Consider the following 15,313-nt stretch of genomic DNA (forward strand, 5'->3'; position numbering starts at 1 on the left):
CGCGCGTCAGTTCATCCGTTCGGCGAGCAGGGCGAACTGGTCCACCGCGCTCGATTCGTCATGATCGGTCAGCGACGTCGGATAGTCGCCGGTAAAGCAGGCGTCGCAATATTTCGGGCGGATGTCGGCGCGGTGGCTTTCGCCCAGCGCCTTGTACAGGCCGTCGATCGACACGAACGACAGGCTGTCGGCGTGGATGAAATCGGTCATCCCGCCCAGGTCCAGCTTCGCGGCGAGCAGCTTGGCGCGCTCCGGCGTGTCGACGCCGTAGAAGCAGCTGTGCCGCGTCGGCGGGGAGGCGATGCGCATGTGCACCTCGGCCGCACCCGCCTCGCGCATCATCTGCACGATCTTCAGGCTGGTCGTGCCGCGCACGATCGAATCGTCGATCAGGACGACGCGCTTGCCCTGGATCAGTGCGCGATTGGCATTGTGCTTCAGCTTGACGCCAAGGTGCCGGACCTTGTCGCCCGGCTGGATGAAGGTGCGCCCGACATAATGCGAACGGATGATCCCCAGCTCGAACGGAATACCGCTTTCCTGCGCGTAGCCGATCGCCGCCGGTACGCCCGAATCGGGGACCGGGATGACCAGATCGGCGTCGACCGGCGCCTCGATCGCCAGCTGCGCGCCGATGTTCTTGCGCACCGAATAGATCGAATGATCGTCGACGATCGAATCGGGGCGCGAGAAATACACCCATTCGAAGATGCACGGGCGCGCCGCCTGCTTCTCGAACGGGGTGATCGAGCGGATTTCCTCGCCGCGCACGATCACCAGTTCGCCCGGCTCCACCGAGCGGACGAACTCCGCCCCGACGACGTCGAGCGCGACGGTTTCGGACGCGAAGATCACCGCGTCGCCCAGCTTGCCCATCACCAGCGGGCGGATGCCCAGCGGGTCGCGGCACGCGATCATCCCGTCCGGGGTCATCACGATCAGCGCATAGGCGCCCTCGATCTGCTTCAGTGCGTCGATGAACCGGTCCAGCAGCGTGCGATACTGGCTGGTCGCGACCAGATGGATGATCGTCTCGGTATCCGACGTCGACTGGAAGATCGACCCGCGCCGCACCAGCTCGCGCCGCAGCCGCATCGCGTTCGAGATATTGCCGTTGTGCGCGATCGCGAAACCGCCCGATTGCAATTCGGCATAGAGCGGCTGGACGTTGCGCAGCGCGGTTTCGCCGGTGGTCGAATAGCGCACGTGCCCGCACGCCACGTCGCCGGGCAGCGAGCGGATCACGTCGTCGCGATCGAAATTGCCTGCCACATGCCCCATCGCGCGATGGGTATGGAACATCGTCCCGTCGAAGCTGGTGATGCCCGCCGCTTCCTGCCCGCGGTGCTGCAGCGCGTGCAGCCCGAGCGCGACGAGCGCGGCGGCCCCGTCGGAGCTGGACACCCCGAAGATGCCGCACTCCTCGTGCAGATGGTCGTCGTCGAACGGGTTCGTGGTCAGCATGGCGGAGGCTCGTATCGTGCGCGCCGCATATAGCGGCTGTCGCGCCAATGTCATCCAAACCGTGGACCTCATTTCGCGACGCTGCGTTCAACTGGGTCGCGCAGGAGGCGGATCATGGCGAAGAACCACGGATCGCAGATCAAGGACGACAAGCTGTACGAGGATCTTCGCCGCGACGGCGCGTCGAAGGAGAAGGCGGCGCGAATCGCCAATGCACGCGCCAACGGGTCGCTCGACCACCGCTCGACCCGGCTCGAGGACCGCAGCAAGGCGTCGCTCTATGACGAGGCGAAGTCGATCGGGATCGATGGCCGGTCGAAGATGAGCAAGGCGCAGCTGATCGAAGCGATCAGGAAGAACTGACAGCGGGCGGCGCGGCTGGTACGGCGCGGTCCATGGATCAGGATCGCGAAGCCGGCACCGCCCTCAACCTTAAATTTGATGCCGCCGGGCTGGTGACGGCGGTGGTCACGGATCGCGCGACCGGTGCGGTCCTGATGGTCGCGCACATGGACCAGGCGGCGATCGACGCGACGCGCGCGACCGGCGAGGCGACGTTCTTTTCGCGCGGCCGTGGGCGGCTGTGGAAGAAGGGCGAGACGTCGGGGAACATCCTGCGCGTCGTGGAGATGCGAGTCGACTGCGATCAGGACGCGGTGTGGATGATCGTCGATCCCGCCGGCCCGGCGTGCCACACCGGCGCGACCAGCTGCTTCTATCGCCGCGTCACCGATGCCGGACTGGAGCGCGTGGCGTGATCCGCGCGCCGGCGCCGTTGCTGGCGGCGCTGCTGCTCGCCGGGTGCGGCGGGGAAGGGGCGGGTACCGGCACCGATGCGCCGGCCGGGCGCGCGCTGGAAGCGGAGGCGCGCGCCCGCGCGATGGTGGCCGATCCGGCGAAGCTGTCGCCGGTCGGTGTCTTCGGATCCGACAGCGACCGGCTGTGCGCGCTACCGGTCGACGGCGCGCGGCGTTTCCGCGTCGGGGCCAGCGTCGATTACGGCGAAGGGCAACGGTGCGTCGCGCGCGGCACCGCGTCGGGCAGCGGACGGCTGGCGATCGACTTCGGGGATGGGTGCGCCTTCGATGCGGTGCAGGACGGCACCGGCATCCGCTTCCCGGCCGTCCTGCCGGCCGCGTGCGATTCGCGCTGCCAGGGTCGCGCCAACCTCGCCGCGCTGCGGGTTGCGCCGATCAGCGACGCGCCGGCGGAGGCGCTGCGGACCCGCGGATCGGACGGGAAGCTGCTCTGCGCTGATTGACGTTCACGTAAGCGGAACGTATATTCCCGGTCGATGCGCTCGTCCTCTTCCGCCGCTCCCGCTTATGCCGTGGTGCCGCCGCGCCCGGATTGCGATTCGTTTTCGATCACCGATCTGTCGACCGAATTCGCGATCACCCCGCGCGCGCTGCGCTTCTACGAGGATGAGGGGCTGATCTCGCCCGAGCGGCGGGGACTGGCGCGCATCTATTCGCACCGTGATCGCGCGCGGCTGGCGTGGATCCTGCGCGGCAAGCGCGTCGGGTTCAGCCTGGCCGAGATTCGCGAGATGATCGACCTGTACGACATCGGCGACGGCCGGCAGGTGCAGCGCACCGTCACCGTCGAACGCTGCCGCGCGCGGATCGAGGCGCTGGAAAGCCAGAAGCGTGATCTGGATGCCGCGATCGCCGAACTGACCGAATTCGTCGCGCTCGTTGAAAACGTAGCCAACAAGGAAGATTGAGAGATGCCGCAATATACCCCGCCGGTTCGCGACACCCGCTTCGTGCTGGAGCATGTCGTCGGCCTTGACCGCTACGCCAATGTCGACGGCTTCGCCGCCGCCACCCCCGACACGGTCGACGCCGTGCTGGAAGAGGGTGGTCGGTTCGTCGCCGAAGTGATCTTCCCGCTCAACCAGTCGGGCGACAAGGAAGGCTGCACCCGCCACGACGACGGCAGCGTCACGACCCCGGCGGGGTTCAAGGAGGCGTATCAGCAGTTCGTCGAATCGGGCTGGGGCACGCTCAGCGCGCCGGAGGCGTTCGGCGGGCAGGCGATGCCGCATGTCGTGTCGACCGCGTTCCAGGAATATCTGATTTCCGCCAACATGGCCTTCGCCATGTATCCGGGGCTGGCGCATGGCGCGATCGCGGCGCTGGTCGTGAAGGGCAGCCCGGAGCAGCAGGCCAAGTATCTGCCCAAGATGGTGTCGGGCGAATGGGGCGGCACGATGAACCTGACGGAGCCGCAGTGCGGCACCGACCTGGGGCTGATCCGCACCAAGGCCGAGCCGCAGGGCGACGGCAGCTATGCCATCACCGGCACGAAGATCTTCATTTCGGCGGGCGAGCACGACCTGACCGACAATATCATCCATCTGGTGCTGGCCAAGACGCCGGGTGCGCCGGACAGTTCGAAGGGCATCAGCCTGTTCGTGGTGCCCAAGTTTCTGGTCAACGACGACGGCTCGCTGGGCGATCGCAACGCGGTCAGCTGCGGCTCGATCGAGCACAAGATGGGGATCCGCGCCAGCGCGACCTGCGTCATGAACTATGACGGGGCGAAGGGCTGGCTGGTCGGCGAGGAGATGAAGGGCCTGGCCGCAATGTTCATCATGATGAACGCCGCGCGGCTGGGTGTCGGGCTGCAGGGGCTGGCGGTCGCGGAGATCGCATTCCAGAACGCCGTGCAATACGCCAAGGACCGCCGCCAGGGCCGCGCGCTGACCGGGCCGGCGGAGCCGGGCGAGAAGGCCGACACGCTGTTCGTCCACCCCGACGTGCGCCGGATGCTGATGGAGGGCAAGGCGTGGATCGAGGGGCTGCGCGCCTTGTGCCTGTGGGGCGCGTTGCAGGTCGATCTGGAGCATAATGCCGGGACCGAGGAGGAGCGCCAGCTGGCCGGCGACCTGATCGGGCTGCTGACCCCGGTCATCAAGGGCGTCGGCACCGACAAGGGCTATGAAATCGCCACCAACGCGCAGCAGGTCTATGGCGGGCACGGCTACATCCAGGAATGGGGGATGGAGCAATACGTCCGCGATGCGCGCATCGCGATGATCTACGAAGGCACCAACGGCGTGCAGGCGATGGATCTGGCGGGCCGCAAGCTGGCGCAGAACGGCGGCCGCGCGGTGCAGGCGTTCGGCAAGCTGGTGATGGAGGAGATCGCCGCGGGCAAGCAGAACGAGGCGACCGCCGATTTCGCCGCCCGCCTGGAAAAGGCCGCCGGCGACCTGCAGGGCGCGACCATGTGGTTCCTGGCCAACGGCATGAAGAACCCGAACAACATCGGTGCCGGCGCGGTGCCGTACATGCATCTGGTCGGGCTGGTCGCGGTCGGGCTGATGTGGCTGCGCATGGCGACCGCCGCGGCGAAGCTGAAGGCCGAGGGGCAGGGCGATGCCGCCTTCCTCGATGCCAAGCTCGTCACCGCGCGCTTCTTCGCCGAGCGGATCCTTCCCGACGCGGGCGCGCTGCGCCGCAAGATCAAGGGCGGGGCCGATGCGGTGATGGCATTGCCGCCGGAGATGTTCGCCGCCGCCTGACCGGCGCGCGAGCCCATATTACGACATCGGGCGGCCCCTGTTCGCGGGGGCCGCCCTTTTTCGTGGCTATTCGATCCGCGGGGTGACGGCGGGCGAGGGCGTCGCCTCGGGGGCGGGCGCGTTGCGGCGCACCCCGGCCAGCGTCGCCGGCCCCTTGGCCGCGGGCGTCGCCTCGGCGGCCGGCGCCGGCCTGGCGGTGACGCGGCCGCGCATGCATTGCGGCGCCTGTTCGCGCGGGAATTGCTGGCAATTCCACAGCATCCGGTCGAACCCGCCGTCGCGATCGCGCAGGTAGCTGAAACCCATCGCCTGATATTGCTGCGGGGACATCATCATCGACGCGGGGATCAGCCGCTGGTCGATCCACCCCATGACCTTGCAGCGCGGTCGGTCGGCGCAGGTGCGTTGCGCCACCGCCGCGAAATCGTCCGGCCGGCGCGCGTCCAGCAACACGAAATAGGTGTCGGGTGCGTCCGCCAGCGCGCGCGGCGCCGCGCCGACCGCCACCTCACCCGAAGGCGCCCCGTCGCCCGCCGCCACGGGCAGGCCATCCAGATACGGCGCCGCGGCCGCCAGCGCGGTCGCCGCCTCGTCCAGCGCGCCGCCCAGCTTGTGGGCGTCCGACACCCCGGCCAGCTTCGCGACGACCGGTTCGGCCGACGACACGTCGCGCCGGAACGCCGCGGGCGTGCCCCACCAGCCGGTCCAGCGGAAGAACAGATGCGTGTGCACTTCCGCGATCTTGTCCAGGCTGGCGCTCCAGTACGGCACCACCCAGTCGGTATGGTAATGCGTGGCATAGCCGACCGGCGCGAACACCGCGCCCTTCAACGCATCGGCGGCGATGCGCCGCGCGCGGTCCCATGCCGGCGGCGACGGGATGCGCGCCAGCGCCCCATCGCAGGTGAAGGTGAACTGGCAGCCGGTCGTCCGCTCCGCCCCCTGGAAGACCACCCCGCACACCGTCTTGGGAAAGGCCGGGTGGCGCAGCCGGTTGAGCACCACCTGCACCACCGCGCGCTCGCCGACCGCGTCGTCTCCCGCCTCGTACCACGCCGCCGCGGCCAGGCAGTCGGTGGCGCGGGCGCGCTGCGCATCGTCGCCGGCGAAGCGGAACGGGCGCGCGGCGGGGTTCGGCCCGCGCACGAACGGGATGCTCGCGTTGTAGCTGCGCGCGTCCTGCGGGGTCAGGTCCTGCAGCTCGACCGGCTCGACGTCGGGCAGCTCGGTCGGGGCGACGACGCGCTGCGGGCGCTTCACCTTCGCCGCGATCGGGCGCGGCACAGCCGGCGCGCGCGACACCACGATGGCGGGCAGCGCAAGTGCCAGTGCCGCGACCCCGGTCAGGATCGCGTGCACCCTCCAGCTCATGTGGGTCAGATCAGCTCTCCGGCAGGAAATCCGGCACCGACAGGTAACGCTCGCCGGTGTCGTAGTTGAAGCCCAGCACGCGCACGCCGTCGGGCAGATCGGGCAGCTTCTGCAGGATCGCCGCCAGCGTCGCGCCGGACGAGATGCCGACCAGCATCCCTTCCTCGCGCGCGGCGCGGCGCGCCATGTCCTTGGCGACCGCGGCATCCACCTCGATCACGCCGTCCAGCGCCTGGGTGTGCAGGTTGGCGGGGATGAAGCCCGCGCCGATGCCCTGGATCGGGTGCGGGCCGGGCTGCCCGCCGGAAATGACCGGCGACGCCTGCGGCTCGACCGCGAAGACCTTCAGGTCCGGCCATTCCTTCTTCAGCGTCTCGGCCACGCCGGTGATGTGCCCGCCGGTGCCCACGCCAGTGATGATGACGTCGATCGGCGTGTCGCGGAAATCGTTCAGGATCTCCTGCGCGGTGGTGCGGACGTGGACGTCGACGTTGGCCGGGTTCTCGAACTGCTGCGGCATCCACGCGCCGTCGGTCTGCTCGACCAGCTCCAGCGCGCGCTCGATCGCGCCCTTCATGCCCTTTTCGCGCGGGGTCAGGTCGAATTCCGCGCCATAGGCCAGCATCAGCCGGCGGCGCTCCAGGCTCATGCTCTCGGGCATCACCAGCACCAGCTTGTAGCCCTTCACCGCCGCGACCATCGCCAGGCCGATGCCGGTGTTGCCGCTGGTCGGCTCGATGATCGTGCCGCCCGGCTTCAGCTCGCCCGACGCTTCGGCCGCCTCGATCATCGCCAGCGCGATGCGGTCCTTGATCGAGCCGCCGGGATTGCCGCGCTCCGACTTGATCCACACTTCCGATCCGGGGAACAGCTTGCGGACGCGGATATGCGGGGTGTTGCCGATCGTCTCCAGGATGGTCTGGGCCTTCATGGCTTCGCTACTCCGTGCAGTGGTTCGTGTTCGGGCATGACGGGCGGATCAAACGTCCGCGCGCGCTTGAGTTCCGGGAACAGATACGCCCAGACGAGCGTGATGGCGATGGCCCCGACGCCGCCGACGACGACCGCGCCGACCGGCCCCAGCAGCGATGCCATCAGCCCGCTCTCCGCCTCGCCCAGCTCGTTCGATGCCGATATCGTCAGCTGCGACACCGCGCTCACCCGCCCGCGCATCGCATCGGGGGTGTGCAGCTGGATCAGCGAGGTGCGCACATAGACGGACACCATGTCCGCCCCGCCCGCGACGATCAGCGCGACCAGACTGACCCAGAAGGAGGTCGACAGGCCGAAGGTGAGGATGGCCACGCCGAACACCACCACCGACACCAGCATCTTGACCCCGACGTTGCTGGTCATCGGGCGGAACGAGAAGAAGATCGCGGTCGTCGCCGCGCCGATTCCCATGCCCGCCGCCAGGAACCCCAGCCCGCTGGCGCCGACGTGCAGGATGTCGCGCGCGTAGATCGGCAAGAGCGCGGTCGCCCCCGCCAGCAGCACCGCGAACAGGTCCAGCGTGATCGCCGCCAGCACCAGCCGGTTGCGCCGGACATAGGAAAAGCCGTCCAGGATCCGCTGCAACGGGCGGCGGTCCTTCTGCGCGGGCGGCTGCGGGACCGGGCCGATCAGGAACATCAGTCCCAACGCGACCGACAGCATCGCGCAGATCGCGGCATAGGCGACGTCGGGATGGATCGCGAACAGCAGCCCGCCGACGCTCGGCCCCGCGATCGTCCCCGTCTGCCACGCGATCGAGGAGATCGCGATCGCGGTCGGCAGGCTTTCCTTGGGCACCAGATTGGGGGCCAGCGCGGAATAGGCCGGCCCGGCGAAGGCACGCGCCACCCCCACCAGCACCGCCGCCAGGAACAGGAACGGCAGCGTCAGCAGCCCGGCCCAGGTCAGGATGCCCAGCACCGCGGCGTTGGCGACCAGCAGCGAGGTGGTGCCGCGCACGATCCAGCGCCGGTCGACGCTGTCCGCGACCAGCCCGACCACCGGGGTCAGCAGAAACAGGGGGACGAACTGGACGAGGCCGATCAGCCCCAGCATGAACGCGGCCTGCCGGATGTCCATCGTGTCGCGCGCGATGCCGTACACCTGCCAGCCGATGATGATCGCCTGCGCGCTGATCGCGATCGTGCCGGAAAAGCGCGAGAGCCAATAGGCGCGGAAGTTCGCGATCCGCAGCGGATGTACGGCGGGGGCGGGGGTCCGGTCCATCTGCGGCCCGCCTAGACCCGCGCCGAAACCCTTGCAAGTCGGTGGGGTTTGCAGTCTGCCACGTGCCGCGACTATAGGCGCGCATCTCCCCAAGGAAACGAGGTTACGTCCATCGTGGCAAAAGCCCCCGCCCGCACCAAGCCTGACGGCTCCGACACTCCTCCCGTGGCCGATCCGCTGAAGTCGAATCGCGAACGTCCCGCCGATCCGTCGCCCTATGCGGCGTCGAAGGAGGAGCTGCTGAAATTCTATGAGGACATGCTCCTCATCCGCCGGTTCGAGGAAAAGGCCGGGCAGCTGTACGGCCTGGGCCTGATCGGCGGTTTCTGCCACCTGTACATCGGGCAGGAAGCGGTCGCGGTGGGTCTCCAGTCCGCGCTGACCGAGAAGGATTCGGTCATCACCGGCTATCGCGATCACGGCCACATGCTGCTGTGCGGTATCCCGCCCAAGGACGTCATGGCCGAACTGACCGGGCGCCAGGCCGGCATTTCGAAGGGCAAGGGCGGCTCGATGCACATGTTCAGCGTCGAGCATAAGTTCTACGGCGGCCACGGCATCGTCGGCGCGCAAGTGTCGCTCGGCGCCGGGCTGGCGTTCAGCCACAAGTACAACAACGACGGCGGCGTGTGCCTGGCCTATTTCGGCGACGGCGCCGCGAACCAGGGGCAGGTGTACGAAAGCTTCAACATGGCGGAGCTGTGGAAGCTCCCGATCATCTTCGTGATCGAGAACAACCAGTACGCCATGGGCACCAGCGTCAACCGCGCCTCGTCCGAGGACCAGCTGTATCGCCGCGGCGAAAGCTTCCGCATCCCCGGCCTGCAGATCGACGGCATGGACGTGCTGGCGGCACGCGGCGCGGCGGAGGAGGCGCTGGCCTGGGTGCGCGCGGGCAAGGGGCCGATCATCCTGGAGATGAAGACCTATCGCTACCGCGGCCATTCCATGTCCGATCCGGCCAAGTACCGCTCGCGCGACGAGGTGCAGGCGGTGCGCGACAAGTCCGACCCGATCGAGCACGTCAAGAAGCTGCTGATCGACAGCCACGGCACCAAGGAAGACGAACTGAAGGCGATCGAACAGACGATCCGCAAGCAGGTCAACGAAGCGGCCGATTTCGCCGAGAGCACGCCGGAGCCGGAGCCGGCGGAACTGTATACCGACGTTCTGGTGGAGAAGTATTGAGATGGCGATCGACATCAAGATGCCGGCGCTGTCGCCCACGATGGAGGAGGGCACGCTCGCCAAGTGGCTCGTCAAGGAAGGCGACACGGTGAAGTCCGGCGACATCATGGCCGAGATCGAGACCGACAAGGCAACGATGGAATTCGAGGCCGTGGACGAGGGCGTCGTCGCCAAGATCCTGGTCGCCGAGGGTACCGACGGCGTGAAGGTCGGCGAGGTCATCATGCAGCTCGCCGGTGAGGGCGAGGATGCCGGTGCCGCAGCCCCCGCCGCGACCAAGGACGATTCGCCCGCGCCGCAGGCGAAGGCGGACGAGAAGAAGCCAGACACCGTCGAGGATTCGGCCCACCCGGCGCAGGAGAAGGTCGAGACCGGCGCACGCCAGATGTTCGAGGCCGCACGCCACGACGCCGAGGTGTCCGATCCCGCGATTCCGGCCGGCACCGAAATGGTCAAGCAGACGCTGCGCGAGGCACTGCGCGACGCGATGGCCGAGGAAATGCGCGCCGACGAGCGCGTGTTCGTGATGGGCGAGGAAGTCGCGCAATATCAGGGTGCGTACAAGGTCACGCAGGGGCTGCTGGACGAATTCGGCGACAAGCGCGTCATCGACACGCCGATCACCGAATATGGCTTCGCGGGCGTCGGCACGGGCGCGGCGATGGGCGGCCTGCGCCCGATCGTCGAGTTCATGACGTTCAATTTCGCGATGCAGGCGATCGACCACATCATCAATTCGGCGGCCAAGACCAATTACATGTCGGGCGGTCAGATGCGCTGCCCGATCGTGTTCCGCGGCCCTAACGGTGCCGCCAGCCGCGTCGGCGCGCAGCATTCGCAGAACTACGGCCCGTGGTACGCCTCGGTCCCCGGGCTTATCGTGATTGCGCCCTATGACGCGGCCGACGCCAAGGGGCTGCTGAAGGCGGCGATCCGCACGCAGGATCCGGTCGTCTTCCTCGAAAACGAGCTGCTGTACGGCCGCACCTTCGAGGTGCCGAAGCTGGACGACTGGGTCCTGCCGATCGGCAAGGCGCGCATCATGCGCGAGGGCCGCGACGTGACCATCGTCAGCTATTCGATCGGCGTCGGGCTGGCGCTGGAGGCGGCGGACAAGCTGGCGGGCGAGGGGATCGAGGCGGAGGTCGTCGACCTGCGCACGCTGCGCCCGCTCGACAAGGCGACCGTGCTCAAGAGCCTGGCGAAGACCAACCGCCTGGTGGTGGTCGAGGAAGGCTGGCCGACCTGCTCGATCGCGTCCGAAATCGCGGCGATCGCGATGGAGGAGGGGTTCGACGACCTCGACGCACCGGTGCTGCGCGTCACCAACGAGGACGTGCCGCTGCCCTATGCCGCCAATCTCGAAAAGCTGGCGCTGGTGTCGGCGGACAAGGTGATCGCGGCGGTCAAGAAGGTCTGCTACCGCTGACCCTCACCACCCCCGGCGTGCTGCGGCACGGCGGATGAGCGGGCGCCCCGGTGGCTTCGGCCACCGGGGCGTCGTCGGGTCAGGTCGAGTAGGTGGTGCAGTTCATCTGCTGTGCCGGCGGCGACGCCACGACGCCGGCCTGCAGCTCGCGATTGTCGCGCACCACGAACGAGGCATAGGAACTCAGTTTCGTCGAGGCGACGAACATCGCCGGGATCAGCGGGCGGTATTCGTAGTTGATCTCGACATACATCACCGCCGATCCCGGCGGCGCGGTGATCCGCGCCGATGCGGGGCCGACGCCGGGGAAGCTGGTGCCCCGGACGCCCATCGTATCGTTATATTCCGAATCCCAGCCTGCGCCACGCCGCGTCCCCAGGCAGCGTTGCCAGTGGATCCACTGGCCGCCGTCGCTGTTGCGTTCCAGGCTGCTCAGCGTGACGCGCGCCTGTTCGCCCAGCCCCAGCTGCCCGGTCTGGATGCGCAGGCCCTGGAAGATGTCGTTAACGTCGACCTCGCGCAGCTGCTGCGTGCCGACGCTGGTGTCCAGCCCGACGCGCGAGGCATTGTCGGCCAGGCTCAGCGCGGCCTGGCTCAGCCGCATCTGCGTGACCGCGTAGAAGGACAGGTCCGTCCCGGTCAGCCCCAGCGGCACCACGATCGGCAGCGCCAGCGCGAATTCCAGGAACGCGACGCCGCTGCGCGACCGCGCCAGCCGCCGCAGCAGCCGGCGTCCGCGAAGCAGCCGCATCCGGGCGTGGCGGCGATCGATCAACTGCATATCTGCTGCACCGGGCTGACGGTCTGCGTGCCGAACGGTTGGTTCTTGAAGACCGTGGTGGACGAAAGCGCGACATCGTTCGACAGAAAGTTGCCGATCGGGATCAGCGGGAACGGCTGGCTGTAGGTGACGCGCGCGGTGTAGACGGTGATGTCGTTCGGTCCGCCGATCGTGCTGATCGCAGGGTCGCTGTCCCAGATGCCGTTGCGATTGACGTCGTCGAAACATTCGCCGGGGTCGCGGATGTGGTTGTTGTTGGCGTCGATGAACCGTTCCGGGGCCATGGTGGAAAAGCTGCTGTAGCTCTTCTGTTCGTGCCGGACGGTGGCCTGCGGCATCACCGCCTGCACCATATCCTCGACGCGGGCGTGGATCGCGTCGATCGACGCCGGCGTGCCGCCCTCCAGCGTCAGGTCGCGGCCCGCGCGCTGCACCGCGCCGGTCAGCACCGACTGGACGTAGACCTGGAAACAAAGGTCGAACAGCGAGAACAGCATCAGCAGCATGACCGGCAGCAGCAGCGCGAATTCGATGATCGTCGCACCGCGCCGGTCGCGCGCCAGCCGGCATGGCAGCGCCTGTGGCAGCCCGCCGCTCACTTCGACACCCGCAGGCGGGCGATCTGCGTCGCGATGTTGCGGAACGAATCGTTCAGCGCGCCGGAGTCGTTCGCCTGAAATGCCTTGCCGTCGTTCGCGCAGTTCGACAGCATCGTGCTCAGCGAGGTGCCGTAGGCGATGACCCACACCGTCATCCCCTTGCGCTTCGCCTCGGTGCACAGCGCGCCCAGCCGGTTGGCGACGATCGTATTCTGGTCGCCGTCGCTCGGCACGCTGCCGGTGCTGGTGCGCCGCCGGTCGAGCGCCGACAGGCCATAGGCTTCGTACACGCCGTTGCGCGTGTCGGTACCGCCGTCGGTCATGAAGATGATGTGCCGGTCGATGTCGCCGCCGTTCGGCGCGCTGGTATTGTCCCCGGCAAAAATGCCGGTCTTCGACAGCAGTCGCGCGCCCCACACGAAACCGATGTCGTGATAGGTGTAGCCGCGCGGCTGCAGGCTGTTGAGATAGGTGTTGAGAGCGCTGCGCGTGATCGGGTTCAGCCGCTTCGCCGCGGTGGGGCAGGCGGCATTGTCATAGTAATTCCACAACCCCTGCGTGTTCGACGTCGATGGCCAGTCGGGATAATACCAGTTGTTCATCCCCTTGCGGGTGTAGACCAGCCGCGGAAGGAACGGCTTCCACTGCGTTTCGGGGCGCGCCGGATCGGGCACCATGTCGATATTCATGTCGTACGCGTCGTCGGGGATCGACGGATAGGTCATCTGCCGCACCGTCTGGCGTTCCTCGATACAGGCATTGGAGGCATTCCAGGTGACGGCGACGTTGCCCTGCGTGTCGCTGAACATCGGATAGGTCACGACCCCGCCGACGACCGCCCCGTCCGATCCCACCGCCTTGAAGCCGTCCACCGGGAATTCCACCGGCTTGTAGATCCAGCTGTAGGTGGGATTGGACGTCGTCGTGCAATTCGAGGTGCACGGCTTTTCCGTCCGGTTGCGGGTCTGGACGTAGTTGTTCCAGATCCGCTTCGTGATCGTGCACAGCCCGCCGGAGAAGGACGAACTGTATTGCGTCCCGTTGATCGTCTGCGTCTGTTCGTACACCTTGGTGGTGCCGCTCTGGCTCACCAGCTTCTCCACCGTCGGGGAGGTATAATTGCTTGCCGGCGTCGGGCACGATTCCCCGCGGGTCGAGGATGTGGAGGTGCTGACCGACCCGGAGGTGTTCTGCCAGTTGGAATAGGTGTTGTCGGTCGTGCGCGTGGTGCTGCCGCCCGGCGTGCTGCCGTTCTGGACGCGCGACTGGTAGGTCCACCGGTCCGCAAGCCATTCCGGCTTCAGCAGCGTGCCGACATTGACCGTGCTGGAATAGGGGACGAAGCCATAGCGGACGCGCGTGGTCAGCCGCTTGGCCGCCTCGATCGTGTCGTAGAAGCTGAGCACCGCGGTGCGCAGCCCGGCGATCTTGCTGACCGTGTCGCCCGGATTGGTGTCACCCATCGACCCGGTGGTGTCGAGGACGAACATGATGTCGAGGTTCGGGATCTCCAGCTTGGCCTGGCACGACACGTTCAGCGTGATCGGCCGTGCGCCGACCACCGCGCTCAGCGTCATCGGCACGGTCGTGGCGGCGACGCCGCGCACCTGCCCGTCGGACAACGTCGAGGGCGTGAAGCTGGTGGTCTTCGCGCCGAACATGCCGTCACGGAAATTGTTGTTGAAGAATTCGTTGGCACGCGCGGTCGAGTCACTGTCCAGCGTCTGGCCGGTCATGAACTTGCGCCCGGCCAGCGCGCCGGCGTCGCATGCCTGCTGCAATCGGCTCTTGACGTAGTACAGCCGCGCCATGTCCATCGCCGAACCGGCCACCGCGATCAGCGGGATCAGCGCGAACGCCATGATCGCCAGCGTGTTGGCGGCCTGGTTGCGGCCCAGGCGGCTCAGGAAACCGGCGGTCCGCGCCTTGCGGCCAAACAGGAACTGCAGCATGTCCGTCGTCGCGCCTCGCATCGTCAGCGTGCCGCGATACGGGCTTCTGGATAACAATTGGTTTAGCGGCGCACGTCCTTGACAGATCGTGACATTTTCTTGGCCAACGACGGCACGGAACGGGCATTGGCGCTATCCTACGCCGATCCGGGCGATCGCGCGGCGCTCGAGTCGCTGCTCGCGCTCGACGATGCGCTGGCGCAGGTGCTGCGCACCACCACCACCCCGGCGGTCGGACAGTTGCGGCTGGCGTGGTGGCGGGAAGCGCTGGCCGCGCTCGACCACGCGCCGCCACCCGCGCAACCGGTGCTTGAGGGGTTGGCGGCGCATCTGCTGCGCCATGACGTCACCGGCGCGATGCTGGTTCCGATCGTCCATGGCTGGGAAGTGCTGGTCGAGGAGGAGGAACTGGGCGCCGACGCGATCGCGCGCCATGCCGCCGGCCGCGCGCGATTGTTCGTCGTGGCGGGCCGCCTGTCGGGCCATGCCGGCGATCCCCGGCTGGAGGCGGCCGGGCGGGCCTGGGCGCTCGCCGACCTGTCGCGCCACCTGCGCCGCACGGACGACGCGGCGGAGGCAAAGCGGCAGGCGCTTGCCGCCCTCGCCGCCGTTGCGGAGGGCGCGCGCTGGCCCGGGGGGCTGCGCAGCCTCGGCGCGTTGGCACTGTCCGCGCGGCTCGACCTGGAGGGGCGTTACCCGGCGGGACACCCCCGACGCGCCATGCGGCTGTTGTGGCATCGCCTGACCGGGCGTTGACGCTGGCGGCGTGCCTCGCCT

At 68.0% G+C, this 15,313-nt stretch carries 15 protein-coding genes; 8 read left to right on the forward strand and 7 right to left on the reverse strand.

Annotated elements, in window-relative coordinates; all coding sequences use genetic code 11:
- Window positions 1-6: 6 nt before the first annotated feature.
- A complete protein-coding gene (gene purF / locus COA07_RS01980; protein WP_066710363.1) occupies window positions 7-1,464 on the reverse strand; it encodes an amidophosphoribosyltransferase in 1,458 nt (485 codons plus the stop codon).
- Window positions 1,465-1,578: 114 nt separating this feature from the next.
- Here purF and COA07_RS01985 point away from each other — a divergent pair, with 114 nt between their 5' ends.
- From COA07_RS01985 to COA07_RS02005, 5 genes are read left to right on the forward strand one after another with little or no spacing between them, the layout of a single operon-like run.
- Window positions 1,579-1,827, forward strand: coding sequence for a Rho termination factor N-terminal domain-containing protein (locus COA07_RS01985; protein WP_066710366.1), 249 nt, complete (start codon window positions 1,579-1,581; stop codon window positions 1,825-1,827).
- A gap of 32 nt (window positions 1,828-1,859) precedes the next feature.
- Window positions 1,860-2,222 (forward strand): phosphoribosyl-AMP cyclohydrolase, encoded by a 363-nt coding sequence (gene hisI, locus COA07_RS01990; RefSeq protein ID WP_066710368.1) that lies wholly within the window; start codon window positions 1,860-1,862, stop codon window positions 2,220-2,222.
- Window positions 2,219-2,725: a hypothetical protein gene (locus tag COA07_RS01995; protein ID WP_066710371.1), complete on the forward strand. Its 507-nt coding sequence runs from the start codon at window positions 2,219-2,221 to the stop codon at window positions 2,723-2,725. Before hisI ends, COA07_RS01995 begins: the two co-directional genes overlap by 4 nt.
- A 33-nt stretch (window positions 2,726-2,758) precedes the next feature.
- Window positions 2,759-3,190 carry a MerR family transcriptional regulator gene (locus COA07_RS02000; protein WP_066710374.1) on the forward strand — a complete coding sequence of 144 codons (432 nt, stop codon included), beginning with the start codon at window positions 2,759-2,761 and terminating at the stop codon, window positions 3,188-3,190.
- Window positions 3,191-3,193: 3 nt separating this feature from the next.
- Window positions 3,194-4,996, forward strand: a complete 1,803-nt coding sequence (locus COA07_RS02005; RefSeq protein WP_066710377.1) for an acyl-CoA dehydrogenase C-terminal domain-containing protein — start codon at window positions 3,194-3,196, stop codon at window positions 4,994-4,996.
- A 66-nt stretch (window positions 4,997-5,062) separates the two neighbouring features.
- On the opposite strand, the gene COA07_RS02010 is transcribed toward COA07_RS02005, so the two are convergent.
- Genes COA07_RS02010 through COA07_RS02020 form a run of 3 tightly spaced genes read right to left on the reverse strand, consistent with a single transcriptional unit; the run spans window position 5,063 to window position 8,587 of the window.
- Window positions 5,063-6,367: a cell wall hydrolase gene (locus COA07_RS02010; protein ID WP_211280935.1), complete on the reverse strand. Its 1,305-nt coding sequence runs from the start codon at window positions 6,365-6,367 to the stop codon at window positions 5,063-5,065.
- Between the two features lie 10 nt (window positions 6,368-6,377).
- Window positions 6,378-7,298 (reverse strand): cysteine synthase A, encoded by a 921-nt coding sequence (gene cysK / locus COA07_RS02015; RefSeq protein ID WP_066713133.1) that lies wholly within the window; start codon window positions 7,296-7,298, stop codon window positions 6,378-6,380.
- Window positions 7,295-8,587, reverse strand: a complete 1,293-nt coding sequence (locus tag COA07_RS02020; protein ID WP_096640388.1) for an MFS transporter — start codon at window positions 8,585-8,587, stop codon at window positions 7,295-7,297. Before COA07_RS02020 ends, cysK begins: the two co-directional genes overlap by 4 nt.
- 165 nt (window positions 8,588-8,752) lie before the next feature.
- Between COA07_RS02020 and pdhA the strand changes: the two genes are divergently transcribed.
- Complete coding sequence (pdhA, locus tag COA07_RS02025) at window positions 8,753-9,775, forward strand: pyruvate dehydrogenase (acetyl-transferring) E1 component subunit alpha (protein WP_066711891.1); 1,023 nt, start codon at window positions 8,753-8,755, stop codon at window positions 9,773-9,775.
- A 1-nt stretch (window position 9,776) separates the two neighbouring features.
- The gene (locus tag COA07_RS02030; protein ID WP_066711889.1) at window positions 9,777-11,204 is read left to right on the forward strand and encodes a pyruvate dehydrogenase complex E1 component subunit beta; all 1,428 of its coding nucleotides are present in this window, start codon (window positions 9,777-9,779) and stop codon (window positions 11,202-11,204) included.
- Between the two features lie 79 nt (window positions 11,205-11,283).
- Here the strand turns inward: COA07_RS02030 and COA07_RS02035 are convergent, their stop codons facing one another.
- From COA07_RS02035 to COA07_RS02045, 3 genes are read right to left on the reverse strand one after another with little or no spacing between them, the layout of a single operon-like run.
- Window positions 11,284-11,985: a TadE family protein gene (locus COA07_RS02035; RefSeq protein ID WP_066711887.1), complete on the reverse strand. Its 702-nt coding sequence runs from the start codon at window positions 11,983-11,985 to the stop codon at window positions 11,284-11,286.
- A complete protein-coding gene (locus COA07_RS02040) occupies window positions 11,976-12,584 on the reverse strand; it encodes a TadE/TadG family type IV pilus assembly protein (protein WP_066711885.1) in 609 nt (202 codons plus the stop codon). The genes COA07_RS02035 and COA07_RS02040 overlap by 10 nt, the downstream gene beginning before the upstream one ends.
- Window positions 12,581-14,536 carry a TadE/TadG family type IV pilus assembly protein gene (locus COA07_RS02045; RefSeq protein WP_066711882.1) on the reverse strand — a complete coding sequence of 652 codons (1,956 nt, stop codon included), beginning with the start codon at window positions 14,534-14,536 and terminating at the stop codon, window positions 12,581-12,583. The genes COA07_RS02040 and COA07_RS02045 overlap by 4 nt, the downstream gene beginning before the upstream one ends.
- A 126-nt stretch (window positions 14,537-14,662) precedes the next feature.
- Between COA07_RS02045 and COA07_RS02050 the strand changes: the two genes are divergently transcribed.
- Window positions 14,663-15,292: a hypothetical protein gene (locus COA07_RS02050; protein ID WP_245841949.1), complete on the forward strand. Its 630-nt coding sequence runs from the start codon at window positions 14,663-14,665 to the stop codon at window positions 15,290-15,292.
- Window positions 15,293-15,313: the final 21 nt, after the last annotated feature.

Source organism: Sphingomonas adhaesiva, assembly GCF_002374855.1.
Lineage (GTDB): Bacteria > Pseudomonadota > Alphaproteobacteria > Sphingomonadales > Sphingomonadaceae > Sphingomonas > Sphingomonas adhaesiva.

Bases quoted from the DNA above. Each gene is read 5' to 3' on its own strand.
- purF (WP_066710363.1), bottom strand. From the start codon at position 1,464: ATGCTGACCACGAACCCGTTCGACGACGACCATCTGCACGAGGAGTGC.
- COA07_RS01985 (WP_066710366.1), top strand. From the start codon at position 1,579: ATGGCGAAGAACCACGGATCGCAGATCAAGGACGACAAGCTGTACGAG.
- hisI (WP_066710368.1), top strand. From the start codon at position 1,860: ATGGATCAGGATCGCGAAGCCGGCACCGCCCTCAACCTTAAATTTGAT.
- COA07_RS02000 (WP_066710374.1), top strand. From the start codon at position 2,759: ATGCGCTCGTCCTCTTCCGCCGCTCCCGCTTATGCCGTGGTGCCGCCG.
- COA07_RS02005 (WP_066710377.1), top strand. From the start codon at position 3,194: ATGCCGCAATATACCCCGCCGGTTCGCGACACCCGCTTCGTGCTGGAG.
- COA07_RS02010 (WP_211280935.1), bottom strand. From the start codon at position 6,367: ATGAGCTGGAGGGTGCACGCGATCCTGACCGGGGTCGCGGCACTGGCA.
- cysK (WP_066713133.1), bottom strand. From the start codon at position 7,298: ATGAAGGCCCAGACCATCCTGGAGACGATCGGCAACACCCCGCATATC.
- COA07_RS02020 (WP_096640388.1), bottom strand. From the start codon at position 8,587: ATGGACCGGACCCCCGCCCCCGCCGTACATCCGCTGCGGATCGCGAAC.
- COA07_RS02030 (WP_066711889.1), top strand. From the start codon at position 9,777: ATGGCGATCGACATCAAGATGCCGGCGCTGTCGCCCACGATGGAGGAG.
- COA07_RS02035 (WP_066711887.1), bottom strand. From the start codon at position 11,985: ATGCAGTTGATCGATCGCCGCCACGCCCGGATGCGGCTGCTTCGCGGA.
- COA07_RS02045 (WP_066711882.1), bottom strand. From the start codon at position 14,536: ATGCTGCAGTTCCTGTTTGGCCGCAAGGCGCGGACCGCCGGTTTCCTG.